General features: G+C 71.5%; 16 protein-coding genes. 14 read left to right on the top strand and 2 right to left on the bottom strand.

The genetic code is table 11. From position 1 onward, the window contains the following. Positions 1–11 precede the first annotated feature (11 nt). Positions 12–1,442 (top strand): MFS transporter, encoded by a 1,431-nt coding sequence (locus VYL96_RS11855; protein WP_131885286.1) that lies wholly within the window; start codon positions 12–14, stop codon positions 1,440–1,442. A 162-nt stretch (positions 1,443–1,604) separates the two neighbouring features. On the opposite strand, the gene VYL96_RS11850 is transcribed toward VYL96_RS11855, so the two are convergent. Continuing rightward, a complete protein-coding gene (locus VYL96_RS11850; RefSeq protein ID WP_063971868.1) occupies positions 1,605–2,111 on the bottom strand; it encodes a MarR family winged helix-turn-helix transcriptional regulator in 507 nt (168 codons plus the stop codon). Positions 2,112–2,298: 187 nt separating this feature from the next. Here VYL96_RS11850 and VYL96_RS11845 point away from each other — a divergent pair, with 187 nt between their 5' ends. Both VYL96_RS11845 and VYL96_RS11840 read left to right on the top strand, forming a co-directional pair. Beyond that, positions 2,299–3,849 carry a succinyl-CoA:acetate CoA-transferase ScpC gene (locus VYL96_RS11845; protein ID WP_063971869.1) on the top strand — a complete coding sequence of 517 codons (1,551 nt, stop codon included), beginning with the start codon at positions 2,299–2,301 and terminating at the stop codon, positions 3,847–3,849. Positions 3,850–3,885: 36 nt separating this feature from the next. Next, positions 3,886–5,358 (top strand): acyclic terpene utilization AtuA family protein, encoded by a 1,473-nt coding sequence (locus tag VYL96_RS11840; protein ID WP_131885285.1) that lies wholly within the window; start codon positions 3,886–3,888, stop codon positions 5,356–5,358. Positions 5,359–5,379: 21 nt separating this feature from the next. Here VYL96_RS11840 and VYL96_RS11835 read toward each other — a convergent pair whose 3' ends face one another. Continuing rightward, positions 5,380–6,987 (bottom strand): class I adenylate-forming enzyme family protein, encoded by a 1,608-nt coding sequence (locus tag VYL96_RS11835; RefSeq protein WP_131885284.1) that lies wholly within the window; start codon positions 6,985–6,987, stop codon positions 5,380–5,382. A gap of 141 nt (positions 6,988–7,128) precedes the next feature. Between VYL96_RS11835 and VYL96_RS11830 the strand changes: the two genes are divergently transcribed. From VYL96_RS11830 to rpsG, 11 genes are all read left to right on the top strand, one after another. Next, on the top strand, positions 7,129–7,947 hold the full coding sequence (locus VYL96_RS11830; RefSeq protein ID WP_131885283.1) for a TIGR03084 family metal-binding protein: 819 nt from the start codon (positions 7,129–7,131) through the stop codon (positions 7,945–7,947). Further along, positions 7,944–9,800, top strand: a complete 1,857-nt coding sequence (locus tag VYL96_RS11825; protein WP_131885282.1) for an acyclic terpene utilization AtuA family protein — start codon at positions 7,944–7,946, stop codon at positions 9,798–9,800. The genes VYL96_RS11830 and VYL96_RS11825 overlap by 4 nt, the downstream gene beginning before the upstream one ends. Next, positions 9,797–11,023: an acyl-CoA dehydrogenase family protein gene (locus VYL96_RS11820; protein ID WP_279432741.1), complete on the top strand. Its 1,227-nt coding sequence runs from the start codon at positions 9,797–9,799 to the stop codon at positions 11,021–11,023. Before VYL96_RS11825 ends, VYL96_RS11820 begins: the two co-directional genes overlap by 4 nt. Next, on the top strand, positions 11,020–12,618 hold the full coding sequence (locus tag VYL96_RS11815; protein WP_131885281.1) for an acyl-CoA carboxylase subunit beta: 1,599 nt from the start codon (positions 11,020–11,022) through the stop codon (positions 12,616–12,618). Before VYL96_RS11820 ends, VYL96_RS11815 begins: the two co-directional genes overlap by 4 nt. A gap of 11 nt (positions 12,619–12,629) precedes the next feature. Beyond that, complete coding sequence (locus VYL96_RS11810) at positions 12,630–14,672, top strand: acetyl/propionyl/methylcrotonyl-CoA carboxylase subunit alpha (RefSeq protein ID WP_131885280.1); 2,043 nt, start codon at positions 12,630–12,632, stop codon at positions 14,670–14,672. 5 nt (positions 14,673–14,677) lie between these two features. Further along, positions 14,678–15,859, top strand: coding sequence for an acyl-CoA dehydrogenase family protein (locus VYL96_RS11805; RefSeq protein ID WP_131885279.1), 1,182 nt, complete (start codon positions 14,678–14,680; stop codon positions 15,857–15,859). A gap of 40 nt (positions 15,860–15,899) precedes the next feature. After that, positions 15,900–16,709 carry an enoyl-CoA hydratase family protein gene (locus VYL96_RS11800; protein WP_070720670.1) on the top strand — a complete coding sequence of 270 codons (810 nt, stop codon included), beginning with the start codon at positions 15,900–15,902 and terminating at the stop codon, positions 16,707–16,709. A gap of 82 nt (positions 16,710–16,791) precedes the next feature. Further along, positions 16,792–17,925 carry an NDMA-dependent alcohol dehydrogenase gene (locus VYL96_RS11795; protein WP_131885278.1) on the top strand — a complete coding sequence of 378 codons (1,134 nt, stop codon included), beginning with the start codon at positions 16,792–16,794 and terminating at the stop codon, positions 17,923–17,925. A gap of 11 nt (positions 17,926–17,936) precedes the next feature. Further along, complete coding sequence (locus VYL96_RS11790; RefSeq protein ID WP_131885277.1) at positions 17,937–18,587, top strand: TetR family transcriptional regulator; 651 nt, start codon at positions 17,937–17,939, stop codon at positions 18,585–18,587. Between the two features lie 200 nt (positions 18,588–18,787). Next, positions 18,788–19,159 (top strand): 30S ribosomal protein S12, encoded by a 372-nt coding sequence (gene rpsL / locus VYL96_RS11785; RefSeq protein ID WP_007628148.1) that lies wholly within the window; start codon positions 18,788–18,790, stop codon positions 19,157–19,159. Next, the gene (rpsG, locus tag VYL96_RS11780) at positions 19,159–19,629 is read left to right on the top strand and encodes a 30S ribosomal protein S7 (protein ID WP_007628146.1); all 471 of its coding nucleotides are present in this window, start codon (positions 19,159–19,161) and stop codon (positions 19,627–19,629) included. The genes rpsL and rpsG overlap by 1 nt, the downstream gene beginning before the upstream one ends. Positions 19,630–19,731 lie beyond the last annotated feature (102 nt).

Here is a 19,731-nt window from a genome sequence, read left to right as displayed (position 1 = left end):
TTGGAGTTGTCTTGACTGCCACGAACCTCCCCGCGGGCGATCCGGCGCCGTCGCCGGATCAGCCCCCGGCCACCCAGAAGACCTCGCTCGCGAAGGTCGCCGCGGCCTCCTCGATCGGCACCACCATCGAGTGGTACGACTTCTTCATCTACGGCACCGCCGCGGCCCTCGTCTTCCCGACCCTGTTCTTCCCGGATCAGAACCCCGCCACGGCGACCCTGTCGTCCTTCGCCACGTTCGCCGTCGCGTTCTTCGCGCGGCCCGTCGGCGCGGCGGTCTTCGGGCACTTCGGTGACCGGATCGGTCGCAAGCGCACGCTGGTCTGGACGCTCATGATCATGGGCGTCGCGACCGTGTTCATCGGCCTGCTGCCCGGCTACGACACCGGGGCCTTCGGGGCGTTCGAGAACGGCATCGGGATCCTCGCGCCGACCCTGCTCGTGGCGTGCCGCTTCTTCCAGGGCTTCGCCGTCGGCGGTGAATGGGCCGGTGCGACGCTGCTCACCGCCGAGTACGCACCCAAGGGCAAGCGCGGGCTGATGGGCATGTGGCCCCAGCTCGGCGTGGCCTTCGCCTTCTTCCTCTCCTCGGGAACCTTCCTGCTGTTCTCCCTCATCGCCGGCGACGGCGCGGACATCAACAGCCCGTTCATGCAGTACGGCTGGCGCATCCCGTTCCTGCTGTCCGCCGTCCTGGTCCTCATCGGCCTGTGGATCCGCATCTCGGTCGAGGAGACCCCCGTCTTCAAGCAGGACCGCGCGCGTGCCGCCACGGAAACCGCGCCCCGGACGCTGCCCTTCGCCGATGCGATCCGCTTCCAGTGGAAGGAGATCCTCATCGCCGGTGGCGCGCTCACCTCGCTGTTCTCGCTCTTCTACATGGGCACCTCGTTCCTGACGAACTACGCCACCAAGAACCTCGAGCACCCGCGGCCGTTCGTCCTGGGCATGGGCATGCTCGCCGCGCTGATCTTCGGTGCCGCCATCGCGGTCTCCGCCATCTACTCCGACCGGATCGGACGCAAGAAGGTCATCGGTACCTCGGTCGCGCTGGCCGTGATCTGGACGCTGTTCGTGTTCCCGATCCTCGACACCGGTTCGCCGATCGCGTTCGCCCTGGTCCTGTTCGTCACCCTCATCATCTTCGGCATCGCCTACGGCCCGGCCGGCGCCCTGCTCCCCGAGCTGTTCCAGGCCCGCTACCGCTACACCGGCGCCGGGCTCGGCTACAACCTCGCAGGCATCCTCGGCGGTGCGCTGCCGCCGCTGGCCGCCGCCGCGATGGTCGCCGAAGGCAACACGCTCGGGGTGGGCATCATGCTCTCGCTGCTGTCGGTCATGTCGATGCTGTGCGTGTGGCGCATGACCGAGTCGAGCAAGAACGACATGGACGCCGACGCGGAGATCACCGCCGACCGCGTCCTCGCCGCCGAGGTGCCGTGATCCGCACCCGGTGAGAGGGGCTCCACGCCCGGAGGACCCCGCCACGACCCGCCGCGCCCGGCCCCACCCGAGAGGGGGCCGGGCGCGGTGTCGTGCGCCCGGCCGTACACGCGGGGCGCGGACGCGTGTGGTTCGTCCCGGCCACCCGCGCGGGACCCGGGGTCAGAAGTCGCCGGCGGACCGGCGCAGGGAGGCGATCGCGTCGATGAGGGCCACCTGCTCGTCGGGGCTCATCCCCGGGTCGGCGAACACGCCGGCGTTGAGCGCCGCGGTCGCCTCGGCCACCACGCGCCGACCGTCGTCCGTGATCTCGACCAGCGTGGTGCGGCCGTCGGTCGGGTGCGGGCGACGTTCGACCAGGCCCGCGTCGAGCAGGCGCTTCATGGCGCTGGTGACGCTGGTGACGTGTACCTGGAGGCGCTCCGACGCCTTGGTGATGGGCAGTGCCCCGGAACGCGAGAACGCGAGCAGCCGCAGGAGCTCGTAGCGGGGGAACGACAGGTTCCAGGGCCTGAGGGTCTCCTCGACCCGGGCGAGCAGGATCTGGTGCGCGCGCATCACCGACGTCACGACGGTCATGCCCTGCGCGGCGTCTGCCCATCCCTCGCGTTCCCAGTTGGCGCGTGCCTGGTCGATGCGATCGGGGATCGGGGTGGTCCTGGGGGGCAAGGGCACACTCCTGGAGGGCACGACGGTCGGGCGGTCAGGAGAGTCTATCCGCCCGACGGGTCCGCGCAGGGAGGACCTGGCACGTCCGCGCCGGCGGGGTCCGGCGCACGTGCGCCCCACCATGTTGGGGGGACCGCGGCGATCCGGCGACGCGGGTTCGCGGTGTGACCGACGCTATGGTCACCGCATGAGATCTGCTGTCCAGCAGTCGGGAACGACTTTCGACCCGGCGCGTATCCGTCATCCGCACTTCCGGGACCTCGTCACCGACGCCGCCACGGCCGTCTCCCGCATCGAGGACGGCGACACCGTCGCGATCAGCGGGTTCGCCAGTGCTGGCACCCCCAAGGCGTTCGCGCCGGCGCTCGCCGAGCGGATGCGGGCCGTCCGCGCGGCGGGCGGCCGGCTCCGCGTCAACCTGCTCACCGGCGCCTCGGTGAGCAACGAGGCCGAGGCGATGCTCGCGGAGGTCGACGGCGTCGACCTCCGGATGCCGTACCAGAGCGAGCCCACCGCGCGGCGGGCGATCAACGAGGGCCGCGTGGACTACGTGGACATCCACCTCTCGCACGTCGCGCAGCAGGTGTGGGAGGGCTACTACGGGAACGTGGACGTCGCCGTGGTCGAGGTGGCCGCGGTGACGGACGACGGCAAGCTCGTCCCGGCGATGTCCGTGGGTAACAACAAGACCTGGCTCGATGTCGCGGACAAGGTGATCCTCGAGGTGAACTCGTGGGTGCCGCTGGGCGTCGAGGGCATGCACGACGTCTACTACGGCACCGCGCTGCCGCCCGAGCGTCGGCCGATCATGCTCACCCGTCCCGACGACCGGATCGGACAGGCCCATCTGGAGGTCGACCCGGCCAAGGTGATCGCCGTGGTGCCCACCGACCGGCAGGACTCCGCGAGCGCGCTCACCGAGCCCGACGAGATCAGCCGGGCCATCGCCGGGCACGTCGTGGAGTTCTTCCGTCACGAGGTCGAGCGCGGGCGTATGCCCGCGGGCAGCCTCCTCCCGCTGCAGGCCGGGATCGGCAACGTCGCCAACGCCGTGCTCTCCGGATTGGAGGCCGGGCCGTTCGAGAACCTGACCTGCTACTCGGAGGTCATCCAGGACTCCATGCTGCGGCTCATCCGCGAGGGCAAGGTCGCGCACGCCTCGGCCACCTCGCTGGCCCTGTCGCAGGCGGGTCTCGAGGAGCTGGTCGACAACATCGATCTCTACCGCGATCACATCACGCTGCGCCCGCAGGAGATCAGCAACCACCCGGAGATCGTCCGGCGTCTGGGCATCATCGGGATGAACGGCATGCTCGAGGCGGACGTGTACGGCAACGTCAACTCGACCCACGTGTGCGGCACCCGGATCATGAACGGGATCGGCGGTTCCGGCGACTTCACCCGTAACGGGTACGTCTCCATGTTCCTGAGCCCGTCCACCGCGAAGGGCGGTGCGGTGTCGGCGATCGTGCCGATGATCCCGCACGTCGACCACACCGAGCACGACGTCCAGGTGATCGTCACCGAGCACGGGCTGGCCGACCTGCGCGGGCTCAGCCCCCGCAAGCGGGCCCGCCTCGTCGTGGACAACTGCGCCGACCCGGCGTACCGGCCGCTGCTCCACGATTACCTCGACAGGGCGAACGCCCGGCCCGACGCCGGCAACACGCCGCATATGCTCGAGGAGGCGTTCTCCTTCCACACCCGTTTCGCCGCGACGGGAAGCATGCTGGAGTAGAGGAGCACCATCCCGACAGACGCACCCGGAGGATCGATGACGACCAGCCCGAGGCCCCTACGCATCGGCAACGTCTCCGCGTCGCGGACCGATCGTTCCAGCGCGACTGCCGAGTTCCTCGCGGCGGCGTCCATCGACGTCCTCGCTCTGGACATGCTCTCCGACGAGGCGGTCGAGGCACTCGCCGAGCAGCGGGCGGCGGGCGGCCCGGGTTACGAGCGCGCCGCCCTCGTGCAGATCGGCGAGTGCCTCGACCGCCTCGTCGCGGGCCGGGCCGGCGAGGACGGTGCCGGCGGGAACCGGGCCGGCGAGGGCGGGGCCGGCGGGGTCCGGATCGTCACCAACGCGGGTGCGCTCGACCCGGCCGGCCTCGCCCGCGAGCTGCGGGCCCTGGCCGCGGACAAGGGCGTGGAGCTCGCCGTGGCCCACCTCGATCCCGGCGAGGTGACCGACCGGGCGTCCGCGCTCGGACTCGGTGACGTCGACGTGGCCACCGTCCGACACGGTGCGTTCGGGATCGCCCGCGCGCTGGCGGCCGGCGCCGTCGTCGTCGTCACCGGGCGCGTCAGTCGCGAGGCCCTCGTCGCCGGCGCCGCGGCGGCGCACCACGGCTGGACCCCGTCCGCCCTCGACGCCCTCGCCGGCTCCGTCGCGGTGGGGCACGTGCTCTCCGGTGGCCCCGGCGCGACGGGGGTCGTCGACTCCACCACCGACGTCACCCGCACCACCGACCCCGTCACCGGCGGGTACCCGATCGCCGAGATCGCCGACGACGGCTGCTCGGTGATCACGCGGCACCCGTCGGCGTTCGGCTCGGTCACCGTCGGCACCGTCACCGACCAGCTCCTCGACGGCGTCGCCGGCGCCCGGTACGCGGCGCCCGACGTCGTCCTGCGGCTCGACTCCCTCCGCCTGGCGCAGGAGGGCACCGACCGCGTCCGCATCAGCGGCGCCCGCGGTGAGCAGGCGCCGCCGGTCGTCGCGGTGGTGGGCATGAGCCGGGGCGGCCAGGGCGGCGCGGACGGCCGTCGCCCCGCCCGGGTGGCCCGCCCGCTGCCGCAGGACGAGTCCGGGCACACGGTCGTGCTGCCCGACGGCGAGCGCGTCCGGGTCCCCGTGCCGCGCGAGACCGCACCGATCGGACCGGGGGAGCTGCCGGTTCCGTGGTCGGCGGGCGCCGTCCCGGGCGGGGAGCCCGTCACCGCGACCCTGGGGTCGGTGGCCGGCGTCCGCCGCGGCGTCGTCGGACGCGGGGTCAACATCGCGGTGTGGACGTGGGACGACTCGGCCTTCGCCTGGCTCGCGGAAGAGCTCACCGCGGAGCGCTTCCGCCAGCTCGTCCCCGGGCTGGAGGGCATGGACACCAGGCTGTACCTGCTGCCCAACCTCCGCGCGGTCAACCTCGTGGCGCGTCCGCCGCGCGGTGAGGCGCTGCGCCCGGGGCTGGGTGCCGACCTCGCCGCGGCGCGACTGGAGATCCCCGGCGAGCTGCTCGAGGTCGGCCCCTAGGAACCGGCGCCGCCCCGGCCGTCAGGCGAGCGCGCGCAGCTCGACCTTGCGGATCTTGCCGGTCGCGGTGCGGGGGATCGAGTCCACCACCACGACGTCGCGCGGTCGGTGCGACGAGGGGAGCCGCTCGGCACCGAACTCCCTCACCGAGGCCTTGAGTTCGTCCTCGGCCGGGGCGTCCTCGGCGGGCACGACCACCGCCACGACCAGCTCGCCCCACGTCGGGTCGGGGCGCCCGACGCAGGCCACCTCCGCGACATGCGGGTGGTCCATGAGGACGCGCTCGACGTGCAGTGACGAGACGTTCTCACCGCCGGACTTGACGATGTCCTTGACGCGGTCGGAGAACCACACCACGCCCTCGTCGTCGATGCGCCCCAGATCGCCCGAGTGCAGGCGCCCGCCCACGAACGCCTCCGCGTTGGCCCGCGGGTTGTTCCAGTAACCCTCCATGACGGTCGGACCGCGGTAGACGATCTCGCCGTCGGTGCCGGCCGGCAGCAGTTCGTCGGTGCCGGGTTCGGCGATCCGGTTCTCGGCGATCGGGGTGGGGTAGCCCCACGAGTCGGACTTGTCCGGGTTGAGCTCGGGCCACTGCATGACGGTGGCCGGCGTGCACTCGCTCATCCCCGAGGCCAGCACCATCCGCGCGTCGGGGAGCGCGGTCTCGAGGCGTCGGCGCATCTCCTCCGACATCGGGGCCATGGCGTAGAGGAGGAACCGGACCGAGGTCAGGTCGAGTCCCCGGTCGGTGCCGTCGGCGAGCGCCTCCAGCATGAGGGGCAGGCCCACGAGGTGCGTGGCGCGGACGCGGGCGACGGTGTCGGCGTACCCGACGGGGTCGAACCCCGGCAGCAGGTGCACCGTCGCGCCCATGGTCACCGCGGACAGCAGGACGCCGTTGAGGCCGGCGGTGTGGAACAGGGGGAGCGGGCACACCGTGACGGACGGCTCCGCGCCCCAGTTCAGGCCGAACACCGCGCCGTTGCCCAGGGCGGCGACGGTCACCGCGAGGTGGGACGTGAGGACGCCCTTGGGGCGGGAGGTGGTCCCGGACGAGTAGAGGCACTGGACGACCTGGCGGTCCGCGATCACGGTGTCCGGGTTGGAGTCGTCGTCGGCCAGCAGGTCGTCCCAGCCGATCAGCGTGGGTCCGTCGGGCGCGGCCTCGAGTCCGTCCGGGACCCCGCCGACGACGACGAGGGTCTCGACGCCGGGGATGGCGGCGGTCGCTCCGAGGACGAGCTCCGCGAGTGAGCCGTGGACGACGACGATGCGCGTCCCCGAGTCGGTCAGGGCGTGCGCGATGTTCTCGAGCCCGGACAGCAGATTGACGGGCAGCGAGACCATCCCGGCCTTGGCGGTCCCGAAGTAGGTGGCGACGAACTCCCGGCAGTTCGGGGAGAGGATCGCGACCGGTTCGGACTCGCGGATGCCGTGCTCGACCAGCCCGTGCGCGAAGCGGTTGGCGGCGGACTCGAGCTCGAGATACGTCCACGAACCGGTCTCGTCGGTGAGGGCGGTGCGGTGAGAGAACGTGGCGGCCGCGCGGGTGGGGATGTCCCCCACGGAGCAGCGGCGGGCGAGGGCGTGGTCGGTCGGGTCGATGCCGGTGGGGTCGAGTCGCACGATGTCTCCAGGGGCTCGGGGGAGGGGTGAGGGGAACGCGTGTCTGTGACACGGGTCACCGTATGTCAGGCTCGCAGAGGTCCGGCGGGAAAGCAAACAATCACGCTTGCTTTTTTTGCGGCGAGGTGTCATCGTGATCACATGACGAACCCCGAGACCTCCGTCACAGAGGACCCGCACGCGGCCCTCGCCGCGCTCAACACCCGACTGGACGAACTCGTCGAGTGCGCGGGCGCCGACGGCTGGAACACCGACACGCCGGCCGCGGGCTGGGATATCGGCATGCAGATCGCCCACCTGGCCTGGACCGACGAGGTCTCGGTCACCGCGATCCGCGATCCGGACGCCTTCCGGTCGGTCGTCGAGAGGGCCGAAGCCGACCCGACCGGGTTCGTCGACGTCGGCGCCGCCGAGATCGCGGCCACCGGCCGCGACGTGGTCCTCGCGCGCTGGCGCCTGGCCCGCGGTGAGCTCGCCGACGCTCTCGAGGCCGCGGACCCGGGGGAGAAGATCCCGTGGTTCGGGCCGCCCATGCGTCCCAGGTCGATGACCACCGCGCGGATCATGGAGACCTGGGCCCACGGGGTCGACGTGGCCGACGCGCTCGGCGTCCCGGTCGACTCCGACCCGGCGTTCGTGGGAGCCCTCCCGCACGTCGCCCGGCTGGGGTGGAAGACCCGCGCCTTCGCCTACATGATGAACGGCCTCGAGGCCCCTGCCTCCGAGGTGTACGTCGGGCTCACGCGGGCCGACGGCACCGTCGTCGAGTTCGGCCCCGCCGACGCCGAGCAGCGTGTCACCGGGCCGATCCTCGACTTCTGCCTGCTGGTCACCCAGCGCGTCCACCGCGAGGACACCGCCCTCGAGGCGGTCGGCGCGGACGCCGAGGAGTGGCTGCGCATCGCCCAGGCCTTCGCCGGCCTCCCCGGCGGCGGCCGGGAGAAGGGGGCGCGGGCATGACCGGGTCCACCACGCCACCGCCCCTGCGCGTGGGGCCTGAGTCGACGGTGCCTCCGCTGCGCGTCGGCAACATGTCGGGGTTCTACGGCGACCGCATCTCCGCGATGCGCGAGATGCTCGCCGGCGGCGAGCTCGACGTCCTCACCGGCGACTACCTGGCCGAGCTGACCATGCTCATCCTGGGACGCGACCGGCTGAAGAGCGCCGAGCTCGGCTACGCCAAGACGTTCCTCCGCCAGCTCGAGGACTGCCTCGGGCTCGCGCTCGAGAAGAACGTGAAGATCGTCGCCAACGCGGGCGGCCTCAACCCGGCCGGACTGGCCGACGCCATCCGCGAGCTGGGTACGCGCCTCGGACTGTCACCGGTCGTCGCGTACGTCGAGGGTGACGACCTCATGTCCAGGGTCTCCGAACTCGACATCCCGGCCGACGCCGGCGTCCCCGTCACCGCCAACGCCTACCTCGGAGCGTTCGGCATCGCGCGCTGCCTCGACGCGGGCGCGGACATCGTCGTCACCGGTCGCGTCACCGACGCCTCGGTCATCGTGGGGCCGGCCGTCAGCCACTTCGGGTGGGGCCGCGACGACCTCGACGCGCTCGCCGGTGCCACGGCGGCGGGCCACGTCATCGAGTGCGGCACCCAGGCCACCGGAGGCAACTACGCCTTCTTCAACCGCGGCGAGATCGCCGACCCGGTGACCCCCGGGTTCCCGATCGCGGAGATCTCCGCCGACGGCACCTCGATCATCACCAAACACGCCGGCACGGGCGGCGCCGTCACCGTCGGCACCGTCACCTCGCAGCTGCTGTACGAGGTCACGGGTGCGCGCTACGGCGGTCCCGACGTCGTCACCCGCCTCGACACCGCCGTCGTGGAGCAGGAGGCCACCGACCGCGTCCGCATCTCCGGAGTCGTCGGCGAGCCCGCCCCGCCCTCCACAAAGGTGTCCGTGACGTGCCTCGGCGGATTCCGCAACGAGGTCACGTTCCTGCTCACCGGCCTCGACATCGCCGACAAGGCCGCCCTGGTCGAGCGGCAGTTCCGCGCCGGCCTCGAGCGGGAACCCGCCCAGCTCGACTTCCGTCTGCACCGGACCGACCACCCCGACGCCGACACCCAGGCCGCCGCGACCGCCATGATGACCATCGTCGCCTGGGATCCGGACGCCGACGTGGTGGGCCGGGCGTTCTCCGACGCCGCCGTCGCGATGACGCTGTCCAGCTACCCCGGGGCCACCCCGAGCGGACCGCCCGGCCGCGGCGGACCGTACGGCGTCTACATCCCCGCCTACCTCCCGCAGACCGAGGTGCCGCACGTCGCCGTGTTGCCCGACGGCACCCGCGTCGACATCGAGCCGCCGCAGCGGACGCAGGAGATGGGCGACGGCCACGCCTCAGACGGACTCGGCGCCGACGGGGCCCCGCTCGACGCCTACGTCCCGCCCTCCGGCCCCGTCCGCCGCCGCCCTCTCGGCGACGTCCTCGGCGCCCGCTCGGGAGACAAGGGCGGCACGGCCAACATCGGACTGTGGGCCGGTGACGAGGAGGCCTACCGCTGGATGCTGGCCACGCTCACCGTCGACGAGTTACGCCACCTGCTGCCCGAGGCCGCCGACCTGCCGATCGAGCGCTACGAGCTGCCGCGCCTGCACGCGGTGAACTTCGTCATCGACGGACTCCTCGGCAAGGGCGTCGCCCACGGCTACCGCTGGGACCCGCAGGCCAAGGGCCTGGCCGAGTGGCTGCGCTCCCGACACGTCGACATCCCCGACTCCCTCACCGCCCCAGTGCCCACCGCCCCAGTGCCCACCACCGCCGATGCCGCCCGCGCGGCCGCCGAGGAGAACGCGTGACCATCCCACGCAGTACGGCCCCCGCCGCCCCACGCAGCACCGCCCCCACCGTCCCACCCCACGCACCAGGGGACCCCTGGTACACCGACGAACGTCTCGCCCTGCGCGACACCACGACCCGCTTCGCCGAGCGCGAGATCCTGCCGCACCAGGACGAGTGGGAGGCCGCCGGATCGATCCCCCGCGACCTGCACCGCGCGGCCGGGGACCTCGGCCTGCTCGGCGTGTCGTTCCCGGAGGAGGTCGGCGGCGGCGGGGGAGACATGCGCGACTCGATCATCGTGTGCGAGGCCCTCCACGAGGCCGGCGTGTCCGGCGGGGTCTTCGCCTCCCTGTTCACGTGCGGCATAGCCACCCCGCACCTCGCCCAGTCCGGACGCCCCGACCAGATCGACCGGTGGGTCCGGCCCACCCTGGCCGGCGAGATGATCGGCTCCCTGGCCATCACCGAGCCCGGCGGGGGCTCGGACGTCGGGCACCTGACCACCACCGCGCGCCGGGACGGCGACCACTTCGTGGTCAACGGGGCCAAGACGTACATCACCTCCGGCACCCGCGCCGACTTCGTCGTCACCGCGGTCCGCACCGGGGGCGACGACCTACCCGGTGCGTCCGGCGTCAGCCTCCTGGTCATCCCCACCGACACCCCGGGATTCCACCGATCGGCCCCGCTGGAGAAGCTGGGCTGGCGCGCCTCCGACACCGCGGAGCTGACCTTCACCGACTGCCGGGTGCCGGTCGAGAACCTCGTCGGCGCCGAGAACGACGGGTTCGCCCAGATCGCCATCGGCTTCGTGGGCGAGCGGATCGCGCTGGCCGCCCAGGGCTACTCGCACGCCCAGCGCTGCCTCGACCTCACCCTGGCCTGGGTCCGCGAACGCGAGACCTTCGGCCGCCCGCTGCTGTCGCGCCAGGCCGTGCAGAACACGGTCACCGAGATGGCCCGCCGCATCGACGTGGCCCGCACGTACACGCACCGCTGCGCCGACCTCGCCGTCGCCGGGCACGACGCCATCGCCGAGGTCTGCTTCGCCAAGAATACCGCCGTCGAGTGCGCCGAATGGGTCGCCAACCAGGCGGTGCAGCTCTTCGGAGGTCTCGGCTTCATGGCCGAGTCCGAGGTGAGCCGCCAGTACCGCGACGTCCGACTCCTCGGCATCGGCGGCGGCACCACCGAGATCCTCACCACCCTCGCCGGACGACGTTTGGGGTACACGGCATGACCATCCTGCGGTCCACACTGGACACCACGAGCGCCGAGTTCGGCGCAGCGAGAGAGGCCATGGAGGGCAAGCTGGACCAGCTCGCCGCCGACCTCGAGCCGGCGCTGGCCGGCGGCGGCGAGCGCAAGGTCGCCCGCCACCGCGAGCGCGGCAAGTTCACCGCCCGCGAGCGGATCGACATGATCCTCGACCGCGAGTCCCCGTTCCTCGAACTGTGCGCGCTCGCCGCGTGGGGGTCGGACTTCCAGACCGGCGCCTCCGTCGTCGCCGGCATCGGCGTGGTCTCCGGCGTCGAGTGCCTGCTCATCGCCAACGACCCCACGGTCAAGGGCGGCACCTCCAACCCGTGGACCCTGCGCAAGATCCTGCGACTCAACGACGTCGCCATGAAGAACCGGCTCCCGGTCATCAGCCTCGTCGAGTCCGGCGGCGCCGACCTGCCCACGCAGAAGGAGGTCTTCGTCCCGGGCGGCGGCCTGTTCCGTGACCTCACCCGGCTGTCGAAGGCCGGCATCCCCACCATCGCCGTCGTGTACGGCAACTCCACCGCCGGCGGCGCGTACGTGCCCGGCATGAGCGATCACGTCGTCATGATCGAGGAGCGGTCCAAGGTCTTCCTGGCCGGCCCTCCGCTGGTCAAGGCCGCGACCGGGGAGATCGCCGACGAGGAGACTCTCGGTGGCGCCGACATGCACGCGCGGGTCTCCGGGCTCGCCGACCACCTCGCCGTCGACGAGTCCGACGCCGCGCGCATCACCCGCGGCATCGTCCGCCGCCTGGGCTGGACCAAGGCCGGGCGCGCACCGCGCGCCGACGTGGTCGAGCCGCTCTACGACGCCGACGAGCTCCTGGGCATCGTGCCCGACGACCTCAAGATCCCCTTCGACCCGCGCGAGATCATCGCCCGCATCGTGGACGGCTCGGACTTCGACGAGTTCAAGCCCCTCTACGGCGCGAGCCTGTGCACCGGGTGGGCCGAGATCCACGGCTACCCGATCGGCATCATCGCCAACGCCCGCGGCGTGCTCTTCAGCGAGGAGGCCCAGAAGGCCACGCAGTTCATCGAACTGGCCAACCGCTACGACACCCCGCTGCTGTTCATGCACAACACCACGGGCTACATGGTCGGCTCGGAGTACGAGCGCGGCGGCATCATCAAGCACGGCGCCATGATGATCAACGCGGTCTCCAACTCCGAGGTCCCGCACCTGTCTCTCATCACGGCCGCGTCCTACGGCGCCGGCCACTACGGGATGTGCGGCCGCGCCTTCGACCCGCGGTTCCTCTACTCCTGGCCCAGCGCCAAGTCCGCGGTGATGGGCGGCCAGCAGCTCGCCGACGTCGTCACCTCGGTGGCGGCCGCCGCGTCGGCCGCACGTGGAGAGGAGATGGACCCCGAGACCGTCGAGGGGCTCAAGGCGGCGATCGCCGACCAGATCGAGTCCGAGTCGTTGCCGGCGTTCCTGTCCGGGATGCTCTACGACGACGGCGTCATCGACCCCCGAGACACCCGGACGGTGCTGGGCCTCAGCCTGTCCGCGATCCACTCCGGAGAGGTCGCCGGAACCGACCGCTTCGGCGTCTTCCGGATGTGAGGAACGAGACCATGAGCACCACACCCATCACGTCCGTCCTGGTGGCCAACCGCGGCGAGATCGCCCGGCGCGTCCACCACACCGCCCGCGCGCTCGGGATGAGCACCGTCGCCGTCTTCTCCGACGCCGACGCGGACGCGCCCCACACCCGCGAGGCCGACGCCGCCGTCCGCCTGCCGGGCAACACCCCGGGAGAGACCTACCTGCGCGGCGACCTGGTGATCGAGGCCGCGAAGGCCGCCGGCGCCGACGCCGTCCACCCCGGGTACGGCTTCCTGTCCGAGAACGCCGGGTTCGCCCGCGCCGTCATCGACGCCGGCCTGACCTGGGTCGGCCCACCCGTCGCCGCCATCGAGGCGATGGGCTCGAAGATCGAGGCCAAGAAGATGATGGCCGGCGCGGGCGTGCCGATGCTCACCGACCTCGAACCCGCCGACGTCACCGCCGACATGCTCCCCGTCCTGATCAAGGCCTCCGCCGGTGGCGGTGGTCGTGGCATGCGCGTCGTCCGCACCCTCGACTCGCTGCAGGACGAGATCGCCGCCGCGCAGCGCGAGGCCGGGTCGGCCTTCGGTGACGACGCGGTGTTCTGCGAGCGCTACCTCGAGCGCGGCCGGCACATCGAGGTCCAGATCATGGCCGACGCCCACGGCACGGTCTGGGCGGTCGGGGAGCGCGAGTGTTCCATCCAGCGCCGACACCAGAAGGTCATCGAGGAGGCCCCCAGCCCGCTCGTCGATCGCACCCCCGGCATGCGGGAGAAGCTCTACGAGGCGGCGCGCAGCGCCGCCGCCGCGATCGGGTACACCGGCGCCGGCACCGTGGAGTTCCTGGCCACCGACGACGGCGAGTTCTTCTTCCTCGAGATGAACACCCGCCTCCAGGTGGAGCACCCGGTCACCGAGGCCACCACCGGTCTGGACCTCGTCGCCCTCCAGTTCGACGTGGCCGCAGGCCTGCCGCTGCCGTCCGCCGAACCGCCGGCCGCCCACGGATGGTCGCTCGAGGCGCGCCTGTACGCCGAGGACCCCGCGAACGACTACGCGCCCGGGTCGGGGACCCTGTGGGCGCTCGACGTTCCGGGCGTCTCCGCGCGGTTCTCCGGGCCGCACCGCCCGGGAATCCGCCTGGACAGCGGTGTCGAACCGGGCCCCGACGGCGCCCTGATCGGCGTGCACTACGACCCCATGCTGGCCAAGGTGATCTCCTACGGACGCACCCGCGCCGAGGCCTGTGCCTCCCTCGCCGGGGCACTGTCCCGCGCGAAGGTCCACGGCCTGACCACCAACCGCGCGCAGCTCGTCCGCGTACTGCGTCACCCCGAGTTCATCGCCGGCAACCTCTCGACCGCGTTCCTCGACGATCACGGCACCGAGTCGCTGGCCGCCCCGCTCGCGGACCCCGAGGCGGTGCGGATCTCCGCCCTGGCTGCCGCGGTCGTCTCCGGCACCGCCGATCACCTCGCCGGACCGGTGGCTCGGGCACAGCCCGGGTTCCGCAACGTCGGTCGCACCCTCCAGAAGCGCACGTTCCGGATCGGCGAGGACGAGCTCGAGGTGAGCTACCTCCGCGACCGCTCGGGCCCCCGTCCGGACGGTGAGCTCGCCGACGTCGTCAGCATCGAGGACGTGTCCGCCGACTCCGCCGTCCTCGCGATCCGGGGGGTGCGCCGGGTGTTCACCGTGGCGCGCTACGAGACACCCGGCGCCGACACGGTCGTCGAGGTCGACTCGCCGCTCGGCCCCGTCTCGCTCACCGAGCCGCCCCGGTACACCGACCCGGCCACCGAGGTCGCGGCGGGGTCCCTGCTCGCACCCATGCCCGGCGCGGTCATCCGGGTGGCCGTCTCCGTCGGGGACACCGTCACCGCAGGCCAGCCCCTGTTGTGGATGGAGGCCATGAAGATGGAACACACCATCGCGGCCGCCGTCGACGGAGTCGTCACCGAGCTCCCCGTGGAGGTCGGCACCCAGGTCGAGTCGGGAACGGTCCTCGCCGTCGTCACCGAACCCGGCACCCACACCGACAGCACCGACGCCACCACGCAGGAGTAATCACGATGACCGACGTCTCACAGATCCCCAACCCCGTGATCGACACCGACGAGCAGGCCCAGCTCCGGAAGGTCGCCTACGACCTGGGCTCGCGCTACGGGCTCGAGTACATGCGATCCAAGTCCGACGCGGGTGAGACCACAGACGAGCTGTGGACCGAGGCCGGGAAGCTCGGCCTGCTCGGCGTGAACCTGCCCGAGGAGTACGGCGGCGGCGGCGCCGGGATGACCGAGCTCTCGATCGTCGAGGAGGAGCTCTCCGCCGCCGGCGCCGGGCTGCTCATGATGGTGGTCTCTCCGGCCATCAACGGCACCATCATCTCGCGGTTCGGCACCGAGGAGCAGAAGAAGCGCTGGCTGCCCGGCATCGCGTCGGGCGAGACGATCACCTCGTTCGCGATCACCGAACCCGACGCCGGGTCCAACTCGCACGCCATCACCACGACGGCCCGTCGCGACGGCTCCGACTTCCTCATCTCCGGCCGGAAGACGTACATCTCCGGCGTCGACCAGGCCGACGCGATCCTCGTCGTGGCGCGCCTCGAGGGCTCCACCTCCGGTCGGCTCGAACCGGCGTTGTTCATGGTCCCCACCGACGCGCCCGGCCTCGAGCGGACGCACATCCCCACCGAGGTCCGCACGCCCGAGCGGCAGTTCCAGCTGTACTTCGACGACGTCCGCGTGCCCGCCGAGGCGCTCATCGGCGACGGCGACACCGCCCTGCTCATGCTGTTCGCCGGCCTCAACCCCGAGCGCATCATGGCCTCCGGGATGGCGTGCGGTACCGCGCGCTTCGCCCTGGACCGGGCCGCGAAGTACGCCAACGAGCGCGCCGTGTGGAAGACCCCCATCGGCGCGCACCAGGGTGTCGCCCATCCTCTCGCGCAGTGCAAGATCGAGCTGGAACTCGCGCGGCTGATGATGCGCAAGGCCGCCGCCCTGGTCGACGCCGGCCGCGACGACCTCGCCGGGGAGGCCGCGAACATGGCCAAGTACGCCTCCGGAGAGGTCTCGGCCCGCTCGGTCGACCAGGCCATCCAGACCCTCGGCGGCAACGGACTGTCGGTCGAGTACGGCCTGGCGGGGATGCTCGCCGCGTCCCGGCTGCCCCGGATCGCGCCCGTCAGCCGGGAGATGATCCTCAACTACGTCGCCCAGCATTCGCTCGGGCTGCCGAAGAGCTACTGAGGGGCGTGACATGAGTGACCAGGCGATGAGTGATCGGACCATGAGTGATCAGGCCGGGGCCGGTCGGTCCCTGGTGCGCTACGAGGTCTCCGGCGGTGCCGCCCGCCTCACCCTCGACTCGCAGCACAACCGGAACGCCATCTCCACGGCTCTCGTCGAGCAACTCCATGCCGCGCTCGATCGCGCGGCCGGCGAGGACGCCGCCCGGGTGGTGGTGCTCGGGCACGCGGGCGGCACGTTCTGCGCCGGGGCGGACCTCTCGGAGGCCTCGGCCGCCGGTTCGGAGAGCACTCCGGAGGAGCAGGCGGCCGAGCGGACCCGGATCTTCCTGAACCTGCTGCGGGCGATCGTGTCCCATCCCAAACCGGTGATCGCGGCCGTCGACGGACACGTCCGTGCAGGCGGGATGGGACTGGTGGCGGCATGCGACTTCGCGCTGGCCGGCCCGGCCTCGACGTTCGCACTGACCGAGGTCCGCCTCGGTCTCGCCGCGGCCATGATCTCGGTACCGCTGGCGGCGCGCGTGAACTCGCGTGACCTCACCCGGGCACTGCTGACGGGCGAGAAGTTCGATGCCGCCCATGCACGGGCGATCGGGCTGCTCTCCGAGGCCGTGGAGGACCTCGACCCCGCCGTCGACGAGCTCGTCGCGGCGTTCAGGCCCTGCTCACCACAAGGCCTCGAGGAGAACAAGGCCCTGCTCAGCGCACCATTGCTCGCCGAGTTGGACGCCCGGGGCGAGGACCTGGCGGGCATCACGGCCCGCCTGTTCGGTACCTCCGAGGTCGCCGAGGGGATGACGGCGTTCCTGGAACGCAGACAGCCCTCCTGGGCAGCAGAGTCGGAGTAGGTTGGGCTGTGACACTGGTCACGTGACCGGTGTCACATCACCCTTTCTCGCTCATCACCCTTTCTCATCCGAGGAGACACGAATGCGCACCAAGGCCGCCATCATCCGGGAGCCGAAGCAGGACGGCTGGGAGATCGTCGACGTCGACATCGACGATCCCAAGGCCGGGGAGGTCCAGATCAAGCTGGCAGCGTCAGGCCTCTGCCACTCCGACGAGCACCTGCTCACCGGCGATCTGCAGTTCGAGTCCTACCCGATCATGGGCGGTCACGAGGGGGCCGGCGTGATCACGAAGGTGGGGGAGGGGGTGATCGGACTCGAGGAGGGCGATCACGTCGTCCTGGCCTTCATCCCCGCCTGTGGGACCTGCCCGCCCTGCTCCGAGGGGCTGCAGAACCTCTGCGACAACGGCGCCGGCCTGCTCAGCGGGCGGGCGATCAGCGACGGCGGGTACCGGGTCCACACCGCGGACGGGACCGACGTCGCCACCATGTGCGTCCTCGGCACCTTCGCGCCCCACGTCACGGTGCACCAGTCGTCGGTCATCAAGATCGAGAAGGACATCCCCCTCGACAAGGCGGCCCTGCTGGGTTGTGGCGTGTGCACGGGCTGGGGATCCGCCACGGAGATCGGCGGCGCCAAGGAGGGCGACATCGTCGTGGTCGTCGGCGTGGGCGGCATCGGCATCAACTCCGTGCAGGGCGCGGCGGCCGCGGGCGCCCGCGCCATCGTCGCGGTCGACCCGGTCGAGTTCAAGCGGGAGAAGGCCGTGGAGTTCGGCGCGACCCACACCTGCGCCTCGATGGACGAGGCGATGGGGCTGGTGGGGGAGATCAGCTGGGGCCGCATGGCCGACCTCGTCATCCTCACCATGGGCGTCGTCGAGGGCAAGGACCTGCTCCCGGGGCTGCTGCTCACGGGTAAGGGGCGGCGGTGCGTGGTGGTGGGGCTCGGCGACATGAACGCGGTCGACGCCCAGATCTCGATCCTCGACCTGGCGATGCAGCAGAAGACCCTGCAGGGGGCTATCTTCGGCGGCACCGGTCCGCGCAAGCAGATCCCACACCTGCTGCACCAGTACCGGGCGGGCAACCTCAAGCTCGACGAACTCATCACCAAGACCTACCGGCTCGAGGAGATCAACCAGGGCTACCAGGACATGCGTGACGGCAAGAACCTCCGCGGTGTGATCATCTACGACGAGCAGGACTGGTAACAGGAGGACCGATGACGGCACCAGAGCAGCGCGCGCCAAAGCAGGACCGCAGCCGCATCACGCGGGAGCGACTGCTCGGTGCCTCCATCGACCTCCTCGCCACCCAGGGCTGGGCGGCCACCACCGTCGGGGCGGTGGCCGCCGCCGCCGGCGTCTCACGGGGCGCCGCCCAGCACCACTTCCCGACCCGCGAGGACCTCATCACCGCCGCGCTCGGGCACATGATCGAGGAGCGCATCTCCGACGTCCGACGTGGCGGACTCGACCTGCCCGAGCCCGGCCCCGAGCGCACCGTGGCCGTGGTGGGTTTCATCGTCCAGCACTACACCTCGGATCTGTTCAAGGCCGCCCTGCACGTATGGACCGCCGCGGCGAGCGATCCGGCGCTCCGCGACAGGGTCCTGCCCCTCGAGAACCGCATGTCCCGCGAGGTGCTGGCCATCGCCGCGGCGGCACTCGGCCGCGACGCCGGCGACGTCCGCGTGCGACGCGGGCTCCAGACCACCCTCGACCTCGCCCGCGGGCTCGGCCTCGCCGACGTCCTCTCGGATGACTCCGAGAGACGTGAGAAGATCGTGCGGTTCTGGGCGCAGACCCTCGACGGCGTCCTCGCGGAGACCCCCGGGTCGCCGGCCGGGGACGTCGCTAATGCCTCATTTTGACCGCCACTCCTTCCGGCGGTTACGCTTCACCATCGTGCTCGCAGTATGCGAGCTGGAGGATCGTGCCCTGTAGGCCAGCGAGAGCGGCTGACGAGGTCGCCCGTGCGCGGCGACAGGTGCGCGAGAGTCCGGATACGAGCCATGTCCCAGAGACCGGTGGTCGCCCCCGACGGAGGCCGCCAGCTAGAGAAAGTCGGTTCATGCCAACCATCAACCAGCTGGTCCGCAAGGGCCGCCAGGACAAGAAGTCGGCGACGTCGACGGCTGCCCTCAAGGGCTCGCCTCAGCGTCGCGGCGTGTGCACCCGCGTGTACACCACGACCCCCAAGAAGCCGAACTCCGCGCTCCGTAAGGTCGCCCGAGTGCGCCTGACCAGCGGCGTCGAGGTCTCCGCCTACATCCCCGGTGAGGGCCACAACCTGCAGGAGCACTCGATGGTGCTCGTGCGCGGCGGTCGTGTGAAGGACCTCCCGGGTGTCCGTTACAAGATCATCCGCGGCTCGCTCGACACCCAGGGTGTGAAGGACCGCAAGCAGGCCCGCTCCCGCTACGGCGCCAAGAAGGAGAAGTAATGCCTCGTAAGGGTCCCGCCCCGAAGCGCCAGCTCATCAATGACCCGGTCTACGGGTCGCCGCTGGTCACGCAGCTCGTGAACAAGATCCTCCTCGACGGCAAGAAGACCACCGCCGAGCGCATCGTCTACTCGGCGCTCGAGATCTGCCGCGAGAAGACCGGGACCGACCCGGTCATCACCCTCAAGAAGGCCCTGGACAACGTCCGCCCGGCCCTCGAGGTCCGCTCCCGTCGTGTCGGCGGCGCCACCTACCAGGTGCCCGTCGAGGTCCGCCCCGGTCGTTCGACGACCCTGGCGATGCGCTGGCTGGTGACCTTCTCCCGGCAGCGTCGCGAGAACACGATGGTCGAGCGCCTGGCCAACGAGATCCTGGACGCCTCCAACGGCCTGGGTGCCGCGGTCAAGCGTCGCGAGGACACGCACAAGATGGCCGAGGCCAACCGGGCGTTCGCGCACTACCGCTGGTGATCCGGTGGGGCCGTGGCCGGGGCGGCGTCGATGACGACCCCCCGGCCAGGGTCCCGTGGTCACCCGCCGGGTGGCATCATTGAACAAGGCCCGTACCGGCCG

The organism is Dietzia maris, from assembly GCF_036287335.1.
GTDB classification, from domain to species: domain Bacteria; phylum Actinomycetota; class Actinomycetes; order Mycobacteriales; family Mycobacteriaceae; genus Dietzia; species Dietzia cinnamea.
This window is presented reverse-complemented; position numbering and strand designations above follow the sequence as displayed.